This is a genomic window from Rothia mucilaginosa (assembly GCF_019334805.1).
Taxonomy (GTDB): domain Bacteria; phylum Actinomycetota; class Actinomycetes; order Actinomycetales; family Micrococcaceae; genus Rothia; species Rothia mucilaginosa_C.
Genome location: NZ_CP079822.1, coordinates 1,745,947 through 1,763,324 on the forward strand (window position 1 = coordinate 1,745,947; position 17,378 = coordinate 1,763,324).

Genomic DNA, 17,378 nt, shown 5'->3' on the forward strand with positions numbered 1-17,378 from the left:
ATCCAGGCTCGCACCCGGACTCAAATCTGCACGAGGCACCCACCCAAAGTGAGAGACGACCAACCTCGCCCACCCTGGCCGATGACCCTAGAGCGTGTACTATTTATATATTGCTCACCATCGGATTCAGGAGCTTTGAGTGGATTTACAAGACGTCGTGAATGCGAACCAGCACCGATTCAGTGAAACTGAACGGGAAATTTTGGCATTCATGCTAGAAAATGAAGAGTTCGTTGCGGAGTCAACGATCAACTCTTTGGCACATAAAACTTATACTTCGACCAGCTCAATTATCCGCCTGACGAAGAAGCTGAACTTCTCCGGATTTGCTGAGTTGAAGTACTTCATTAAGTCCTCTCTGAACCGCAGCGAACCCTTCAACCCGCGGTTCATTGAGAGCGGCCGCGAAGACATTCAGCGCACCTATGACTACCTCGAGCACATGGAGCTGAGCGGACTGCTCAAGCGCATCCATGAGGCTCGCACTGTGTACTGCTTCGGTACCGGCTACGCTCAGCGCAATGCTGTGCAGGAATTTACCAAGTCCATGCAGGTCTGCGGTAAGTTCTGCCAGGTCATCCCGGCACGTAATGAGTTCGAAAGCGCCATGAACAATATGACCCAGGACGACGTGGTCATCATTGTGTCCTTCTCCGGTCAGACCGAGAACATGCGCGAACACATTAAGATGCTGGCGCTACGCCGCATCCCCATGATTGCGGTGACCGCCATTGGTGTGAACTACATGTCCTCGCACGCCGAGTACTCCCTGCACTACCAGACGACCCCCACCCAGATCAGCACCCAGCGTAAGCCCTACTACTCTTTTGTTGCGCTGTCGGTGCTGCTGGACTACATCGTGCGCCGTTACATTGAACACGTTGAGAATGAGCGCCGCGAATCCCTACAGGACCAGGTGGATGACGCCCTCAACGCTGGGGATGAAACCGACGCCTGATAAGGCATTACTGTGCCCACCTGCTCCTTCACTCACTCCTCCTGAATCCGACCGAATCCGCCTGAGACCATCTGAAAGAGACACCCAGTGACCGCAATTTTCGCGCTCATCGAAAACACCGAGAAGATGCGTAAGTACCTGTTCTGGTACCTCATGATCATCCCCGCGCTGCTACTGCTGTGGATTGTGCTGGGTGCAGCGAACTCCCAGATGGACTTCCAAGCAGCCCTGAAGATTCCCTTCTTCACCGTGGCATTCCTGAACGCATGCCTCAGCCTGTTGCTGGGCGGCACCCTCAAGCTCGCGGGTGCAGAGAACGAACGCACCGAACGAGCCTACGCCCTGTACCTGACCATTCTGTTGGTCATCATCGGTAACCTGCCCGGCGCGATTCTGAGCTTCTTCCTCTTCCGCTCCCTGCGCTTCGGCAACCTGGAAGGCGAGCTGGCGCCCAAGTACCGCTGGGCGCTTCTGCCCGCCCTGGTCTTCTACGTACTGGTGACCGTAGTGCTGCTCGTCGCCAACATCGCAATGTGGTCGAAGTAAGCACCCGGCGTATTAAGCACATCGGCGCATTAAGCACGCAGGCGCGCACTGACACCCGCCCCGCTTGAAACACAGCATGAGGCACACCGGGCAGAGGACCCCGGAAGAACCACCATCTTCGGTGTGTACGCGCAAACGTACACCGCACTGACCCACAAGGACACTCACGACGTGAACCAGATTCCCGAGCCTACCGACGCGCAACACGCACCCGGCGCCCCGGCTGATACCGCTCAGCCCGCCGCAGCCGCCGCGACCTCAGCAGAGGAAACCCACGAAGTAGCCGACGAAATCAACATCGCCGAGCTGCCCGCACACCTGAACCCCGCCCACGAGGACTTTGACCCCTCGGCGGGGCTTGAGCGCTGGGCGGAACAGATGGACGTCTACACCGGTCCCGACGCGATGCTCGACTTCAACCAGGTCGACTACGTGCACATCGACCTGTCCGAGGCGAACCCCTCCGGCCTGGCACAGCTGCTCGCCGGACGTAAGACCCGCCTCTCCACGATTCTGCGCGACAAGTCGCAGCTGGAGGCGGGCATGCGCTCCGCACGCACCCTGCGCACCAAGATCTACGAGCTCGCCACCGACCACGGCCTGGACTCCGGCTACTTCGTGGCGGGTACCGCCTCCTGGCTGTCACACGACACCCGCGAGGATGCCGCCGCCTACGAGAAGCGCTTCATCGCACCGATTCTCATGGCGCCGCTGAGCATCACCCCGCACCCGAAGGATGACGACTTCGAGCTGCGCCTCGCCGGTTCCGCACGCCTAAACCCGGCGATGGTCCGCCAGATCAAGCAGGAGTACGGCATCGACCTGGGCACTATGGACGTGGCGCAGCTGGCGAACTCCATGTCCCGTCTGGACCCCGAGCCGGTCATTGAACGTATGCGCGCCTCAGCAGGCCGTATTCCGGGCATGACCATCGAGTCGAAGTACTTCATCTCGACCTTTGCTGACCTGAAGGAAAGCCTGGGCGAACTGCCGCACACCGCCATCACCCCGCTGGTTCGTGACCTGGCGGCGCTGAAGGTGCCCGGCGTGAAGCCGCGCGAGCTCAACGCCCACAACCTGCAGCCGCCCCTGGACCAGCGTGACCCGGCAGAGGAAATGCTCCTGCTGGACGCGGATGCGAACGCCCAGGAAATTGTCGACACCGCGGTCAGCGGATTCTCCTTCACCATCACTGCGGCGCCCGGCACCGAGCCGCTGCGTACCGCCGTGAATATTGCATTCGCCCTGATGGGTCGCGGTAAATCCGTGCTCGTGGTGGGCGAGAAGCGCTCCACCCTCGCTGAATTCTCGGCGTTGCTCAAGCGCACCGGTATTGAGAGCCTGCGCTACGACCTGCTTGCCGAGCACGATGCTGAGGCTCAGCGCGCCGAGTTCATTCGCGCAATCGTGCGTAATGAGGGCGCCGAAGAGCCTAACTCTGAGGACCTGAACGAAGAGCTTGTGGCGACCCGTGCCGCGCTGCTCGACCACACTCGTGCCCTGCTGAACAAGGACGCCAACTGGCAGATTTCTGTCTACTCGGCGCTGCAGCGTCTGGCTGAGCTGACCGCCTCCGAGGACGGCCCGGCAACCCGCGTGCGTTTTGACCGCCCTATGCTCGATTCGCTCTTGGAGCGTGAGCAGGTGCGTGCCGAGCTGGTGCGTCTGGGTGAGATTGATGGTTTTGCGGCGGCTTCGCGCACCTCCCCGTGGTACCGTGCCCGCCTGGTCAATGACGAGGAAGCCGCCGAGGCGTACGCCCTGGTCATTACCCTCAAGTCCTCCCTGCTGAACCTGCGTGAGGCGATGAACCAGACCAGCGCCATGCTGGGTCTGCGCCGCGGCCGCACCATCGCTGAGTGGGAGTCGCAGCTGGCGATTCTGATGCGTATCCGTGAGACGCTCAAGCGTTTCCGTGCGGATGTCTACGACCGCCCGGTGACCGACCTGATTGCGGCGACTGCCTCCGGTTCGTGGCGCCGTGAGAACGGCATCGAGATGAGCAGTATGCAGCGTTCCCGCCTGCGCCGCGCGGCGAAGGAATACATCCTGCCCGGCGTGAATATCGGTGACCTGCACGAGCAGCTGAAGGTGGTTCAGGCTGAGCGTGCCGAGTGGATTCGCCACATTGAGGCGCCCCGCACCCCGCAGATTCCGGAGAACCTGGACCAGCTGGCTGCAGCCCTGAACTCTCTGGTGTCTGAGCTGGCGGGTCTGGGTATTGTTCTTGCGGATACCATTGAGGGCACCGACTTCGTGCGCACCGACCTGGATGCTCTGGATGCGCGCCTGGATGCCCTCATGGCGGACCGCGTGCTGCTCATGACCCTGCCGGAGCGTGACGCCCTGACTCAGAAGCTGCGTGAGCGCGGCCTGTCGGAGTTGCTCGATGACCTGTACGCGCGTCAGGTTCCGACTGAGGTTGTTTCCGATGAGCTGGAGCTTGCCTGGTGGCAGTCTGCCCTGGAGTTCTTGCTGCAGCATCACGAGGGTAAGCTGCTGGATGGCGACCGCCTGCGCGATACGGAGTCCCGTTTCCGCCGTGCCGACTACGCCCACATGACCAGCGCCCCGGCGCGTCTGCTGGCGAAGGTTGCGCGCGTGTGGACCGAGCGTATTGAGTCTGAGCACGACCAGGCGGCGTACCTGAAGAGCCAGCTGCGCGGCTACGAGTTCGTGCTCGAAGAGCTGCTGACTCACGCCCCGGTCATGGCGCGTACCCTGTTTCCGCTGTGGACGGCGAGCCCGTTCGCCCTTGCGCGTAAGGTTCCCGCCTCCATGCGTTTTGATACGGTGCTGCTGCTGGACTCCGAGTCGACCCCGCTGGCGGCGAACCTGCCGGCGATTACCCGCGCCGACCAGGTGATTGCCCTGGGCGACCCGCACTCGGGTTACCCCTCGCCGTTCATCGTGTCTGCGCCGACTTTCGGCGCTCCCGAGCCGACCGACGAGCAACTGGACAGCACCTTCGACGTGCTCGCTACCGTACTGCCCAACCGCACCCTGGCGATGCTGCACCGCAGCATGGACCCGGTGATTCTCGACTACCTGAACCGTGAGTTCTACGGTTCGCAGCTGCATGCGACTCCGGTGAGCCGCGCCTCCGCCCAGCCTGCCGGTTCGCTGACCGTTGAGTACATTGATACTCGCGGTAAGGTCAGCGATAACGCGAACCTGGATTCGCCCGGTGTTGAGGTGGAGCGCGTCACGAACCTGGTGCTCGAGCACGCGTACCGCACCCCGGACCGTTCGCTGGCGGTGGTGACGGCTAGCCCGAAGCACGCTCAGCGTGTGGCTGAGTCGGTGCGTCACGCCCTGAGCCTGTACCCGCAGCTGGCGCCGTTCTTTGCCGCCGGTGAGGAATCTTTCCGCGTGGTCGACCTGACCCGCGCCGAGAGCCTCGAGCGCGACACCGTGATTTTCTCCCTGGGCGTGGGCCGTGCCCGCCTGGGTCAGGCGTCGTATGATTTGGGTCAGCTGTCTGCCGAGCACGGTCGTCAGGGCTTTGTGGTTGCGTTGACTCGTGCCCGCCGCGCCCTGCGCATCGTTTCGTGTATTGACCCGTCCGAGCTGGACCCGCAGAAGCTGCATCATGGCGCGGTAGATTTCTACCACCTGCTGCGTGAACACGCGGAACGTCAGGCGCGTGAAGAGGTGGAAGCGAAGGCACAGCGCGTGCCGGAGACCCTGCCGCGTAACGCGTTCTTGGCGGCTGACGATGCGGACACCCCGGATTTGGGCGACTGGCTTTTGAACGATTTGGTGGCGCGTCTGCAGGCTCGCGGTGTGCGTGTGACCCGCGGTGAGGGCGATATCGCTCTGATTGCGCACGCCCCGGAGAAGCTGGCGGCTGAGCCGGTTCCCGCGCTGGGTGTGGCTCCCGTGGTCTCTTCGAACCCGAGTGTTCCGGCGGCTATGCCGCTGGTGGCGTGCTCCGATGGTGAGCCGAATTATGCGCGTGCTTCGGTGCGTGAGCGTACCCGTCTGCTGCCGGAGCGTCTGAGCCGCACGGGCTGGAACTACATTACGCTGGGCACCCTGGAAGTATTTGCTGATCCGGACGCCGTGGTGGCGCGCGTGCTGCACTACCTGGATATGGACGAGGACGCTGAGGTCCGTGGCTAGCTATTCGTCAACGCCGAAGCCGCGCCGTGGGCACCGTCGTGTGAGCGGCGGCGGTTCGGTGAGCGGGGCTGAGCCTCTGCTGGTGGGCGTGACTACGCCTCCGGTTGTGGCTTCGGGTACTTCCTCTGCCGCGGGGGCTTCCCCGAAGAAAGCTGATGCCCAGAAGGAGAGTTCTCAGAGAGCGGTTGCTTCTGCGCAGCCGCTGACCCCGGAGGAGCGTGAGCGTCTGGAATGGATGCGTCAGCAGCGTCCTCCGCATTGGGGTAACAATATCGTGTAGCGTCTTCCTGAGGGAGAGCACTTCTTAAAACGCCGAGGGGCGGGGCAACGTGTGTTGCCCCGCCCCTCTTTTGGGCTGGTGTGGGACCCCGTTTAGGAGTTGACCCCGTTTAGGAGTTGCCCTTGTCGGTGCTGTAGAAGCCGGAACCTTTGAAGGTCACTCCGACGGTGTTGTAGCGCTTGCGCAGGGTTTCTTCGCCGCACTGCGGGCAGATGCGCAGTGCATCGTCGCTAAAGGACTGGCGCTGTTCAAAGACATGGTTGCAATTCTTGCACTGGTAAACGTAGACCGGCATTTTGTCCTTCTGTATCCGTTTTCGCTGGGATGGTTTATTAACGTGGTTTGAGTGTACCGCTTTTGAAACGTTGGGAGCTATTTGCGTTTTCTTCTCAAAAAGCTATTTCTGGTTTCTTTTTGCCTTTTTCCTGAGTGATTTTGTGGGTGTGTCCCGCATATCTTTGTGCTTTTGCAGAAAGATGCGGGGTGTCAATCAGGAGTGAAACGGGCACGAGAGAATCGGGTACTTTTAGACCTGCTAACGGGTGCGGTAGATACCCTGCTCGGTGAGGATGACCGGCAGAATAGCATCCCACTGGTCGTAGGGGACAGCCTCGTAGATTTCGTCGCTGAAGACGATACCGATGCTCTGCTCCTCCAGCTGTTGTGCGCTGAGCAGGGGAATAATGCGGTCGTAGTAGCCGCCTCCCTGACCGAGGCGGTGCCCGCCGGCATCAAAGGCGAGTGCGGGGATGAGGCGCAGGTCGGCGTCGACGAAGGCGCGTTCGTCCTGTTCTTCGCCTTCGGGTTCCGGGATGCCCATGGGGCTGAGCGGATGCTCGACGGCAGGATCCCAGTGCACCCAGGCGAGTTTGCGACCGGGGCGTACGACGGGTACGAGGATGCGGTGTCCGTCCTTGTGCAGGCGGGTTAGCGCCTCGACGATGGGCGGTTCGGACTTGGTGGGCAGGTACGCCGCGATGATACCGGGGGAGTGGACCCGCTGTGCGACTGCTTCGAGGATGTGGGCGGTGAAGAGCTCTTCCACCTGCTGCTGGCCGTGTTCGCCGCGGTGGCTGCGTGCGGTGAGGCGGCGCGGGCGGATTTGGGAGCGGAGAATGTCTTTGTCTAGGGAGATATCGTCTGCTCTGGCACCGGCGTCGGAGTTGCTGGTGGCGGGGGTTGTGTTGAGGTGCATGGTGTGTCCCATCGTCGTTGCGGGTCTTGTGTGAAGGGTTGGGGAGTGGCGCGTCCCGTAGGAAGTAAGGTGCGTTCACTCTATGCTGAGAGGTATCGTGGCTGAGAGGTATCCGTGCGCAGGGTAAAACTGCCCTGGTGGGTGGTGAAAATTGACCTATATCTGCGGGGACGTGGATTCCACTTTTTAGTATAGGGTTTGAGAAAAATAGTGCTGAGTTCTGTGGGGTGCATTTTCTTTGCACGCCGAAGAATGTGCCGCTGTGGATATGCAGTTAGTCACGTTGAAGATTTTTTCATGTCATAGTGTCTATAAATCGCCTTAAGCACTTTACAACTTAGGGTATTCTTGTGGCATGGCTACTGAAATTAAGTCTGTTACTAAGGCAGTTATTCCTGCTGCTGGTCTGGGCACCCGATTCCTGCCCGCAACGAAGGCAACCCCCAAGGAAATGCTCCCCGTCGTTGATCGCCCCGCGATTCAGTACGTGGTGGAGGAAGCAATCCGTGCCGGTCTGAACGACGTTCTGATGATTACCGGCCGTAACAAGCGCGCTCTCGAGGATCACTTCGACCGCGTTCCCGTTCTGGAGCAGCAGCTCGCTGAGCAGGGTAAGGACGCCCTACTCGCATCCGTGGTAGCTACCAATGAGATGGGTGGCGACCTGCACTACGTGCGTCAGGGCGACCCCAAGGGTCTGGGCCACGCTGTTCTGCGCGCAAAGCGCCACGTTGGTGACGAAGCATTCGCTGTTCTGCTCGGCGATGACCTGATTGACGAGAAGGAAGACCTGCTCGCTCGTATGGTGGAGGTCCAGGAGCGCACCGGCGGTTCCGTCGTTGCTCTGATGGAGGTTCCTCGCGAGGCTATTTCTGCTTACGGCGCAGCTGCTATTGAGGCTGTTGAGGGCGAGGACGGTTTCGTTAAGATTACCGGTCTGGTTGAGAAGCCTGCGGCTGATGAGGCTCCCTCGAACTACGCTGTGATCGGCCGTTACGTTCTGAGCCCGAAAGTCTTCGAGGTTCTGGAGAACACCGCTCCGGGCCGTGGCGGCGAGATTCAGCTGACCGACGCCCTGCAGACCCTGGCCCAGGGTGAGGGCGAAGGTGAAGGCGTCTACGGCGTGGTCTTCTCCGGCCGCCGTTTCGACACCGGTGACAAGCTGTCCTACCTGAAGGCAAACGTTATTCTTGCTGCTGAGCGCCCCGAGTTCGGTGACGACCTGCGCGCATGGCTGAAGGACTTTGTCGCAGAGAACTGCTAATTACTCTGCATCCGCTCTCTAAAGAGGGCAACCGATAAATACCAACCACGCTGAGGAAGGCGTTCTTTCCGGTGGGGCGTTTTAGCCCCAAGGGAGGGCGCCTTCCTTTGCGTCGTATGTGTCTATTATGTGCTTGGGGTGCTACTGGGTGAGGGCCCAGGGTGTGCCTTGTGCAGGGACGCGACGACGTTGTAGTGTGCATATTCCTTCTGGGGTATATGTGCATATCCAGCCCGATTCTTGCCGCTTATGGAAAGCATTGGGAATATAAGGGTATGATTAAAGTCTAGGGATAAAGGGACGATAGAGGGCGACCTGAATATGACGCTTTTGAACACCTCCGGCGTGTTGGTAATTCTGACCGTGATTTTGCTGCTGTGGTTTGTGCCCAGGAGCCTGCGTCGCGCGCCCGCTGGCCCTGTCATGGAGCCTGAACGTCCCCTGATTAGTGCTGAGCGTACCGCGGAGGATATTCTCGCCTCCGCCGGTGTGCTGCTGAACGAGTCGGAGGCATACCAGTCCTCCGATCACGCGGTGGCACCGGGCACCTCCCTGCCCTCTTCTGCTCTTCCGCAGGCTTCTTCCCGTTCCTCCCACGCGGTGGAGGAATCCGCCCAGCCTGCGCCCGATACGGCTTCTATTTCGCAGATTCGCGAATCTTCCCCGACTGCCCCCTACACCGACGAGATTCCGGTGGTGGAGGACGCAAAGTCCTCGCCGCTGTCCTACTTTGATACTTCGAGTCCGAGCGGTATTGCCCTGCTGGTTGCTGCCGGTTTGGGTGTGCTTGCCCTGGTCACCGGTCTTCTGGCGCTCTTTGGAGTTCTGGCGTGGGGCTGGGCTGTTCTCTTGCTGATTCTTGCCGGCGGTGCATGGGCTGTGAGCCGTTTTGGTCTGCTGGAGTCTGTTGCTAACCAGGTCAAGGCGAGCCGCGATGCACGCCAAGCTAAGGCAGAAGGTGATGAGGAGGACGAAGCCTACGAAGAGTCCGATGAACATGAAGAAGCCGGCGATGACGCTTCTGAGCCTGTAGAGGACTCGGCGGCTGAGGGTGTGGAGCCTGAAGTTGCTGAAGAGCCTGCGCATCATGCTCGCCCCGCCACCCGTGAGGCTACTACCCGCAAGCCTGTACATGGTGTGAACCGCGAGGCGGCACGTCCGAGCCGCGCGCACATCGCGGTGGAGTCCTCCGATGAGGCTCCCGAGGCGGCTCCTCGTGCGGAAGCGCCTGCTGCGGCACCTGCTCATTCTTCTCGTGCCGTACCTGCCCGTTCTGCCCGCGCGGCGGAGGCGCCCGTCGCACACCGTCAGGAGCGTCGCCAGCAGCAGCGTCCGAGCCGTTTCCAGCCGATTCGCCGTGGTAGCGTGCTCTTTGATCAGGAGAGCGGTTCCGCTACTTCCTCCGGTGCACCGCGTACTGCGGCACAGCCTCAGCGGGTAGCGCAGGCTCCGGTAGTTCCGAGTCGGCCCGCTCAGGCACCTGCGGTTCCCGCTCAGCCTGCACAGCCCGTTCAGCCTGCACAGCCCGTTCAGCCTACTCAGGTTCAGCAGGCCCCCGCTCAGGCACCCGCACAGCCGGTAGCAGCTCCTGTTCAGCAGTCGGCAATTCATCCGGCTCAGCCGGTGGCTCGCCAGGCTCTGCGCGACGGCTCGCCCGTCCGTCAGGCACCTGCGGCACCTGCTACTCAGGCTCCCGCTCAGCCGATTCCCGAAGAGATTCCTCTGCCGGATGTCCTGGATGATTCCGAATTCGACGCGCTGGATATCGCCTCGCTGAACGATTCGGCTCTTTCGACCGGTGCTACTGCGACCGGCGGTGTTCGTTCGACGAACCGTCACCCCGGTGCCGGCTCCTCCTTTGAGGCGGTTAGCAACACCTGGAACCCGGTTCAGCTGCCTAAGCCGCTGAGTGCACTGCACCGCCAGGACAAGAACCAGGGTAAGAAGTAGACTTTGCTCCAGACACGCATAAAACCCCGACAGTTCACACTGTCGGGGTTTTTGTATGCCTGGGGATGATTGGGAAGAAGTTAAAAAGAAAAGGAACCCCGTCCATGGGGTTCCTTTTCTAGCATCACACACAGGAAGAAAGTCTTCTAGACCGATTAGGAAGGCCTTCCCACAAGGCCTGCCCTATTCGGTAATAAAAATATATCCTAATTCCCGTGCGGGTGACAAGCTGAAAATAGCGACACCCTGTCAATAAACTAAGGTTGCCCTAAGTAAAATCCGCGCCATTGCAGGCGACAAGGGGCAATAACCCCCGGCTGAAAAAATTTAAAAAAATTTTCTGACCCCTCCAAAAGTCGAATAAGAAGCCTCAAAGAACCTTCAATCAGGTTAATATCGCCCACTCATGAGAGAATAGCCGGGTGAAAGATTGGTTTGACGCACTCCCGATTGAGGTTGCCCTAGCTTTCATGTGGGTGGTCGGAATCGTCCGCACCAGCATCGTGTACGCTCTTGGCGCGCTTGCTGCTGAAGGCGGTGCCCGCCTCGACCGCATCCGCAAAGCCATGGACAGCCCGCTCTACCGTAAAGCGCGCCGCTTGATTAACCGGTGGGGCGTTATTGCTGTGCCCCTCTGCTTTCTCACCGTGGGTCTGCAAACCGCGGTCATCATCACGACCGGCTTCACGAAAATGCCTCTGCGTCGCTGGGTTCCCGCGATGCTGGTTGGAACCTTCATGTGGGCGTGTATTTACACCACCATCGGCTTCGCAATTCTTGCCGCGCTCGGCCTGGAACCCTGGATGTTCCCGCTCGCCCTCGCCATCGTTATTACGGCAATGGTGATTGTTGCTCAGCTGCGTGAACGCCGCATCAACCGCGAAAGCGTTGAGAACGATACGGCGAATATCAGCGAGAACTAGTCCTGCCTCCAGCAGGGGATAGGAGCACTATCTCGCCGGGTTGAGGCCACTCATCTGACCCCAATACCCCCGCCCAAGATGTGCTAGCGTGGAGGGATGAGTTCATCCGCATCCTCCACCGCAGGCACCCCCGAAGAGCAGCTCGCCAACGACCCTGCCCTCACCGCAATCGACCCCGAGATGAGTGCGTCCGAAAACGCTACCGATGAGGTAGAAACCGAAGCGCCCGCCGAGGCTCCCACCCGCGTGTACCTGCATCCCGAGCAGCTGGCAATGATCCAGACTCCGGAGGCTCTGCCCGTCCCCGTGCTGCAGCGCTCCGTGCTGCGTGTTAGCTACGTGCCGGCGATTATGCCCGGTAAGTGGTTCAACCGCTGGCATGAGCGTTTCGGTGACCGCGTGCAGCTGGCGGAGGTGCCCGTGCGTGAGGCGCGCGGCCTGGACTCTCTGCATCAGGACCTGTGCCTGATTGATCCCGCCGATAACCCCGCTGCTGGATCCGCAGAAGAGGGTGCCGCTGTCTCCGAGACGCCCGTCGAGGTTAGCGCTGAGGCTACCGAGCACGCCCCCATTGAGCGCAAGGACGTACCCGAGACCCCCTTCGCGCACATGAGCATTGTGCGCCCCGACCGCGAACCGGCAAGCACCGACGGCGAGAAATACCACAGCATCCGCCTCTACGAGGAGCTGCCCGTGGTCATTCTGCCCGTGGACCACGTGCTCACCGTGCTCGATGAGGTACCCGTGGAGGAGCTTGCCGAGGAGTTCCTGCTACAGCCCGCCTCCGATATTCCCGCCTATGAAGAAGTCTCCCGCGCATGGCGTGAGAGTGCCGGTCGCATCGTGCCCGAAGGTCTGACCGATAAGGAAACCATCGAGCTGGTTGCCGCCGGTGTGGGCCTGTACATTGTGCCCATGTCCATCGCGCGTTTCTACCACCGCAAGGACCTCACCTACCGCCCCGTTGCGGGTCTGGACACCTACCCTGTGCACCTGGTCTGGCCGCGTGCCCCCAAGGGCGAGCCGCGCAGTGAAGAGCTTGAGGCGCTCCTGCAGGACTTCATCGGTATTGTGCGCGGCCGCACCGCAACCAGCGACCGCGGTAGCGAAACCCGACAGGCACGCGCCGAACGCATCGCCGCCGAAAAAGCAAAGGAAAAAGCGAAGGCACGAGCAGCCAACGCCCGCCGTGAAGCCCGCGATAAAAAGCGCGCCAACGCCAAGAAAAACGGCAACGCACGCCAGCACGCTCGACAGTCCGCCAAAGCCGCCAGCGCACGCCGCGGCAAGAAACGATAAAGAACGATAGACGGTAAAATCAAACCATGGCATTAGCAATGGAAACCCGACCCGCAGCCTACGCAGTCATCATCGAGCAGGGCAAGCTGCTCATGACCCGCTGGGTGCCCGAAGATCGCGCGCTCAGCCCCCTCTGGTCCCTGCCCGGAGGCGGCATGGAACCCGGCGAACAGGCGGACGAGACCGCGCTGAGGGAAACCCTCGAAGAGACCGGCTACAGCGTCGCCATTGAAGACATTCTGGGTGTGCACGCCGGACACTTTCCCGTGCGCTCCACCCAGAAAGACCCGCAGGCGCTCCCCTTCTGCGCCCTGCGGGTGGTTTTCCGCGCCCACATTGTCACCGGCGAACTGCGCCACGAAATCAACGGCTCCTCCGACACCGCACGCTGGGTACCCATCGCTGAGCTAGACACCATCCGCTACGGCACCCTCATCGACGAGGTTGCCTCCATGATGGGCTACTCCAACGCCGCCAGCTGGGCACGCGAATACCGCGAATTTCTCGCCGACGAAAACGCACGGAAGCTTCCCTAATGAACCGACTAACCCTCACCCGCCGTGCGGCGCTCACCTCCCTGGCGCTCATGCCGCTGCTCGCCGCCTGCGGTAGCAACGACACGACCCCGCACGTGGATCCCTCCGCGTCCAGCTACGGTACTCTGCGCATCGGCTACGGTGCCCTGCGTGAGATGCGCGCCGTTGCGCACGTGTACGCGCGCGCCCTGCGACAGGTTGGCTACTCCGTTGAACTTGTCGACACCGACAACAGTCGCGCTACCGCCCTGCGCGGGCTCATGGTTCCTTCGGCAAACTCCGCCACCCCCACCGCAACTCTGCCCGACGATGAGGAAACCAGTAGCACTGCCGCCGTTGAATCGCTGGACCTGGTTATCGACTACAGCGGCGACCTGCTGCTCTACCTGACCGACGACGGCAAAATCAGCCCCGCCGCCGCGCAGAACGAACGTATTGCCGCCTCCGTGAGTGCCTCCGCTCAAGCCGCAGGCGTGACCCTGCCCCCGGCGGCCACCCCCACCACGGAGGAGAGCACCACCTCCGCACATGCTACGGACGGTACCGCGAGCCCCTCGGCAAGCTCCACCCGATCCGCTGACCCCATCAACCTGCGCGCCATGAGCACCACCGACATGACTAACGCCATCTCGCGCATCCTGCCCGAAGAGCTCATGCTTCTCAACGGTGCTAGCGCCACCAACAAGGATGTGCTGGTCACTACCCGCGCCGTGAGCGCCCGCCACAAGCTCAACTCCCTCGCGAACCTGCGTGAGGTGCAGTCTTCCCTGGCGTTCTCCATCCCGACCGGGTACTCCAGCGGCACCTACGGCGTGGATTCTTTGCGTAGCCTCTACCGTTACCGTGTGCACGACCCGAAGATTCAGGACGACCCCGCCGAGCGCGTCAACGCCCTCACCGCAGACACCGTGCAGGTGACCCTGCTGCACAGCAGCGACTCCGCGATTGAAGAGAATCGCCTGGTCACCCTGGAAGACCCCTCGACGGCGCTTTTGCAGCAGCAACTGGTGCCCATTATTCGCCGTACCCTGCCAGATAGCGCCCGGACGGCAATTAACCGCGTATCATCTACATTAGACACGGGTAACCTCTCGTTCCTGTTGCGTCTGACTAGCGGTTCCAACCCCATCGCAGATGATGACGCAGCACAATTCATTTTGGATCACCCTAGAAAGTAAAGCATCATGACGAAGTACCGTCAGTCCTCAAAGTTGAGCAACGTCCTGTACGACATCCGCGGCCCCATTCTGGACGAGGCCAATCGCATGGAAGCGATGGGCCACCGCATCCTGAAGCTGAACATTGGTAACCCCGCGCCCTTCGGCTTTGAGGCGCCGGATGCCATCATGATGGATATCATTCGTCACCTGCCCGAAACTCAGGGCTACTCTGACTCCCGCGGTCTCTACTCGGCACGTACCGCCATTGTGCACCACTACCAGAACCGCGGCATCATGAACCTCGACACCGAGTCTATCTACTTGGGTAACGGTGTGTCTGAGCTGATCCCGATGACCTTGCAGGCACTGTGCGAGACCGGCGACGAAATCCTCGTCCCCATGCCCGACTACCCGCTGTGGACCGCAGCCACCGCGCTGGTAGGCGGCAAGCCCGTGCACTACCTCTGCGATGAGGAAAACAACTGGTACCCGGACATCGAAGACATTAAGTCGAAGATTACCGAGCGCACCAAGGGCATCGTGGTTATTAACCCGAACAACCCCACCGGTTCCGTCTACCCGCGTTCCGTGCTTAAGCAGATTGTGGATGTGGCACGCGAACACGGTCTGGTCGTGTTCTCTGATGAGATTTACGAAAAGATTACCTACGATGGTGCAGAGGCCATCAACATGGCAACCCTCACCGGCGACGACGTGCTCTGCCTGACCTTCTCCGGCCTGTCCAAGGCGTACCGCGTCTGTGGTTACCGTGCAGGCTGGGTCGCAATCACCGGCCCGAAGAAGGACGCCGCAAGCTACCTTGAGGGCATTCACCTGCTTGCATCCATGCGCCTGTGCTCCAACGTTCCGGCACAGCACGCAATCCAGACTGCACTGGGCGGCTACCAGTCCATTAACGAGCTGATTGTCCCCGGCGGCCGCCTCTACGAGCAGCGCACCCTGGCGCACAAGATGCTCAACGAGATTGACGGCATCAGCTGCACCAGTGCGGACGGCGCACTGTACCTGTTCCCGAAGATTGATGTTGAGCGCTTCGACATTACCGACGACGAGCAGTTCGCCCTGGACCTGCTCAAGAGCCAGAAGATTCTCTTCAGCCACGGCCGCGCGTTCAACTGGAAGGACCCGGACCACTTCCGCCTGGTGTTCCTGCCCGATACGCAGACCCTCACCAGCGCCCTGGAGCGCCTGGGTAACTTCATGGCTGACTACAAGCAGAAGCACTAGCCCTGCCGCCTCTGCTGCATATAGACGGAAAATAGCCTGCCCCGCAGTTCTGTTGAGCTGCGGGGCAGGCTATTTTTAGAGGCTTTGCGGATGCGCCAGAGGGCGCAGCAACGCGCCGGGGGGGGGGGAGGAGGAGAGAGAGGCGTGCTAGTTCGCTGCAGGCTCCTGACCTGCCTGTGCACCAGCCTGTGCGCCGCGTGCCGCGTTCAGGCGCTCCTGCGCGCCCTGCAGCCACGCCTCGCAGCGGGCGGCAAGCGCCTCGCCACGCTCCCACAGGGCGATGGAGGTCTCCAGGTCGCTGGCGCCGGACTCCAGCTGGCGCACGACCTGCTCCAGCTCGGCACGCGCCTGCTCGTAGCCGAGGGTTTCGACGGGTGCGCCCAACTCGGCGCTGTTGAAGCTGATGTTCTCGCTCATTGAGGAACCTTTCAGAGGTAAAAACTAGGGGTAAAACGTAGGGGTATCGAGGTTTAGGAGATGTTTGAGGGATCCGTAGAAGTCACGGTCGCCTGCGCCTGCCCGGTCGCCGCACGCACCGTAATCTGCTCGCCCTCGCTCAGCGCCGAAGCATCGCGCACAATAGCGCCCGCGGCATCCTGAACGATAGAGTAGCCGCGGTTGAGCGTCTGCGCAGGCGAAAGCGAACGCACCCGTGCCAACGTATGCGACAGAGTCGCCGACTCACGCTCCAGACGGTGCTGCACCGAACGGTGAGCGCGCTCGCGTAGCTGGCTCAGCTCCTCCACACGCATGAGCAGGGAGGACTCCGGATGGGTGAGCACCGGGCGGCTACGCAGCTGCGCAATGTAGTTCATCTGCATGCCCACGTAGCCGAGCACCGCACGGTCCAGGCGGGCGCAGGCCTCGGTGATGCGGGCGGTTTCCTCCGAAATATCGGGCACGATGCGCTTACCCGCATCGGTGGGGGTGGAGGCGCGCAGGTCAGCGACCGCATCGAGGATGGGGGAGTCCGCCTCGTGACCGATTGCCGAGACCACCGGGGTGGTGGCTGCCGCGACGGCGCGGATGAGCGTCTCCTCGGAGAAAGGCAGCAGGTCTTCGAAGGAGCCGCCGCCTCGGGCGATGACGATGACGTCCACCTCCGGGTGGGCGTCCAGCTCGGCGAGAGCCGCAATGACCTCAGCCGCCGCGCCCTCACCCTGCACGCGGGTATTGCGCACCTCGAAGACCACGCCGGGCCAGCGCAGGGAGGCGTTGCGGATGACGTCCTTCTCCGCGTCAGAATCGCGACCGGTAATCAGACCCACACGGTTCGGTAGCATGGGCAGCGGCTTCTTCCGGGCGTCAGAGAACAGCCCCTCGGCGGCGAGAGCTTCACGCAGACGCTGCAGCTGCTCGTGCAGGTTGCCGGTGCCGACCGCGTACACTTCTTTGCCGATGAGGGAGAGCTTGCCGTTCTTCCACAGGCTCGGCTTGGCGCGGGTGACGATGCGAGCGCCTACGGTCACATCGGCCGCCAGGCCGCTACCGGCACGCCCGAAGAGCGCGAGGGTGAAGGAGAAGTCTTCGTTGAGGTCTTTGAGCTCCATGAAGACGTTGCCGCCGCGGCCGTTGAGGGAGGCGACCTGTGCCTCCACCCAGAGCTCGGGAACCTTGTCTACGTAGTTTTTGAGGTTCTGCGCGAGCAGGGCGAGGGGCCAGGGGTTGGTGGCGGTGGTTTCCTGAGACTTCCCGGGAAGTTGCCGCTCGTGCACGGGCGGCACCACGAGTGCGGGTGCCGGCTGCGCTGCGGAGGGGTTGTAGAAGTTCATACCCTCTATTGTCCCTGATTGGTTGGTTATGCGCCTGCCCACAGGTCAGCCGAGCGAATCGGGGTATCTTGCACGCAGTGCAGGTGGAACTTAGCTTCTGGCGCATTCGGCGGGTCTGAATC

Annotated in this window: 15 protein-coding genes; 11 read left to right on the plus strand and 4 right to left on the minus strand. The window is 61.5% G+C overall.

What is annotated here, in order from left to right:
• Nucleotides 1–157: 157 nt before the first annotated feature.
• The 4 genes from LPB405_RS06995 (at nucleotide 158) to LPB405_RS07010 (ending at nucleotide 5,909) form a co-directional block, all read left to right on the plus strand.
• Nucleotides 158–958: a MurR/RpiR family transcriptional regulator gene (locus LPB405_RS06995; protein ID WP_231840311.1), complete on the plus strand. Its 801-nt coding sequence runs from the start codon at nucleotides 158–160 to the stop codon at nucleotides 956–958.
• A gap of 87 nt (nucleotides 959–1,045) precedes the next feature.
• Nucleotides 1,046–1,504 (plus strand): hypothetical protein, encoded by a 459-nt coding sequence (locus tag LPB405_RS07000; protein WP_012903100.1) that lies wholly within the window; start codon nucleotides 1,046–1,048, stop codon nucleotides 1,502–1,504.
• Nucleotides 1,505–1,627: 123 nt separating this feature from the next.
• Complete coding sequence (locus LPB405_RS07005; RefSeq protein WP_219100886.1) at nucleotides 1,628–5,629, plus strand: DEAD/DEAH box helicase; 4,002 nt, start codon at nucleotides 1,628–1,630, stop codon at nucleotides 5,627–5,629.
• Entirely contained in the window at nucleotides 5,622–5,909 is a 288-nt protein-coding gene (locus LPB405_RS07010; RefSeq protein ID WP_219100888.1) for a hypothetical protein, read from the plus strand. Before LPB405_RS07005 ends, LPB405_RS07010 begins: the two co-directional genes overlap by 8 nt.
• Nucleotides 5,910–6,018: 109 nt before the next feature.
• Here LPB405_RS07010 and LPB405_RS07015 read toward each other — a convergent pair whose 3' ends face one another.
• Entirely contained in the window at nucleotides 6,019–6,204 is a 186-nt protein-coding gene (locus LPB405_RS07015) for an FmdB family zinc ribbon protein (protein ID WP_005508445.1), read from the minus strand.
• 240 nt (nucleotides 6,205–6,444) lie between these two features.
• Nucleotides 6,445–7,104, minus strand: coding sequence for a 5-formyltetrahydrofolate cyclo-ligase (locus LPB405_RS07020; protein WP_257604886.1), 660 nt, complete (start codon nucleotides 7,102–7,104; stop codon nucleotides 6,445–6,447).
• Between the two features lie 355 nt (nucleotides 7,105–7,459).
• On the opposite strand from LPB405_RS07020, the gene galU reads away from it, so the two are divergent.
• The 7 genes from galU to LPB405_RS07055 all read left to right on the plus strand — a co-directional run bounded on the left by galU (nucleotide 7,460) and on the right by LPB405_RS07055 (nucleotide 15,484).
• The gene (gene galU / locus LPB405_RS07025) at nucleotides 7,460–8,368 is read left to right on the plus strand and encodes a UTP--glucose-1-phosphate uridylyltransferase GalU (protein ID WP_005508447.1); all 909 of its coding nucleotides are present in this window, start codon (nucleotides 7,460–7,462) and stop codon (nucleotides 8,366–8,368) included.
• 321 nt (nucleotides 8,369–8,689) lie between these two features.
• A complete protein-coding gene (locus LPB405_RS07030; RefSeq protein ID WP_219100892.1) occupies nucleotides 8,690–10,318 on the plus strand; it encodes a hypothetical protein in 1,629 nt (542 codons plus the stop codon).
• A 422-nt stretch (nucleotides 10,319–10,740) separates the two neighbouring features.
• Complete coding sequence (locus LPB405_RS07035) at nucleotides 10,741–11,241, plus strand: DedA family protein (protein ID WP_219100893.1); 501 nt, start codon at nucleotides 10,741–10,743, stop codon at nucleotides 11,239–11,241.
• 96 nt (nucleotides 11,242–11,337) lie between these two features.
• Entirely contained in the window at nucleotides 11,338–12,540 is a 1,203-nt protein-coding gene (locus tag LPB405_RS07040; protein ID WP_219100895.1) for a LysR substrate-binding domain-containing protein, read from the plus strand.
• A 26-nt stretch (nucleotides 12,541–12,566) separates the two neighbouring features.
• A complete protein-coding gene (locus LPB405_RS07045; protein ID WP_005508451.1) occupies nucleotides 12,567–13,076 on the plus strand; it encodes an NUDIX domain-containing protein in 510 nt (169 codons plus the stop codon).
• Entirely contained in the window at nucleotides 13,076–14,254 is a 1,179-nt protein-coding gene (locus tag LPB405_RS07050) for a glycine betaine ABC transporter substrate-binding protein (RefSeq protein ID WP_219100896.1), read from the plus strand. The genes LPB405_RS07045 and LPB405_RS07050 overlap by 1 nt, the downstream gene beginning before the upstream one ends.
• 6 nt (nucleotides 14,255–14,260) lie before the next feature.
• A complete protein-coding gene (locus LPB405_RS07055; protein ID WP_005505099.1) occupies nucleotides 14,261–15,484 on the plus strand; it encodes a pyridoxal phosphate-dependent aminotransferase in 1,224 nt (407 codons plus the stop codon).
• Between the two features lie 147 nt (nucleotides 15,485–15,631).
• Here LPB405_RS07055 and LPB405_RS07060 read toward each other — a convergent pair whose 3' ends face one another.
• Nucleotides 15,632–15,901, minus strand: a complete 270-nt coding sequence (locus LPB405_RS07060) for an exodeoxyribonuclease VII small subunit (protein ID WP_219100898.1) — start codon at nucleotides 15,899–15,901, stop codon at nucleotides 15,632–15,634.
• Between the two features lie 53 nt (nucleotides 15,902–15,954).
• A complete protein-coding gene (xseA, locus tag LPB405_RS07065; protein ID WP_219100900.1) occupies nucleotides 15,955–17,256 on the minus strand; it encodes an exodeoxyribonuclease VII large subunit in 1,302 nt (433 codons plus the stop codon).
• Between the last annotated feature and the right edge of the window lie 122 nt (nucleotides 17,257–17,378).

Excerpts from the sequence above, each read along its gene's own strand:
- LPB405_RS07015 (WP_005508445.1), bottom strand. The coding sequence starts at position 6,204 with ATGCCGGTCTACGTTTACCAGTGCAAGAATTGCAACCATGTCTTTGAA.
- LPB405_RS07020 (WP_257604886.1), bottom strand. The coding sequence starts at position 7,104 with ATGCACCTCAACACAACCCCCGCCACCAGCAACTCCGACGCCGGTGCC.
- galU (WP_005508447.1), top strand. The coding sequence starts at position 7,460 with ATGGCTACTGAAATTAAGTCTGTTACTAAGGCAGTTATTCCTGCTGCT.
- LPB405_RS07030 (WP_219100892.1), top strand. The coding sequence starts at position 8,690 with ATGACGCTTTTGAACACCTCCGGCGTGTTGGTAATTCTGACCGTGATT.
- LPB405_RS07040 (WP_219100895.1), top strand. The coding sequence starts at position 11,338 with ATGAGTTCATCCGCATCCTCCACCGCAGGCACCCCCGAAGAGCAGCTC.
- LPB405_RS07045 (WP_005508451.1), top strand. The coding sequence starts at position 12,567 with ATGGCATTAGCAATGGAAACCCGACCCGCAGCCTACGCAGTCATCATC.
- LPB405_RS07050 (WP_219100896.1), top strand. The coding sequence starts at position 13,076 with ATGAACCGACTAACCCTCACCCGCCGTGCGGCGCTCACCTCCCTGGCG.
- LPB405_RS07055 (WP_005505099.1), top strand. The coding sequence starts at position 14,261 with ATGACGAAGTACCGTCAGTCCTCAAAGTTGAGCAACGTCCTGTACGAC.
- LPB405_RS07060 (WP_219100898.1), bottom strand. The coding sequence starts at position 15,901 with ATGAGCGAGAACATCAGCTTCAACAGCGCCGAGTTGGGCGCACCCGTC.
- xseA (WP_219100900.1), bottom strand. The coding sequence starts at position 17,256 with ATGAACTTCTACAACCCCTCCGCAGCGCAGCCGGCACCCGCACTCGTG.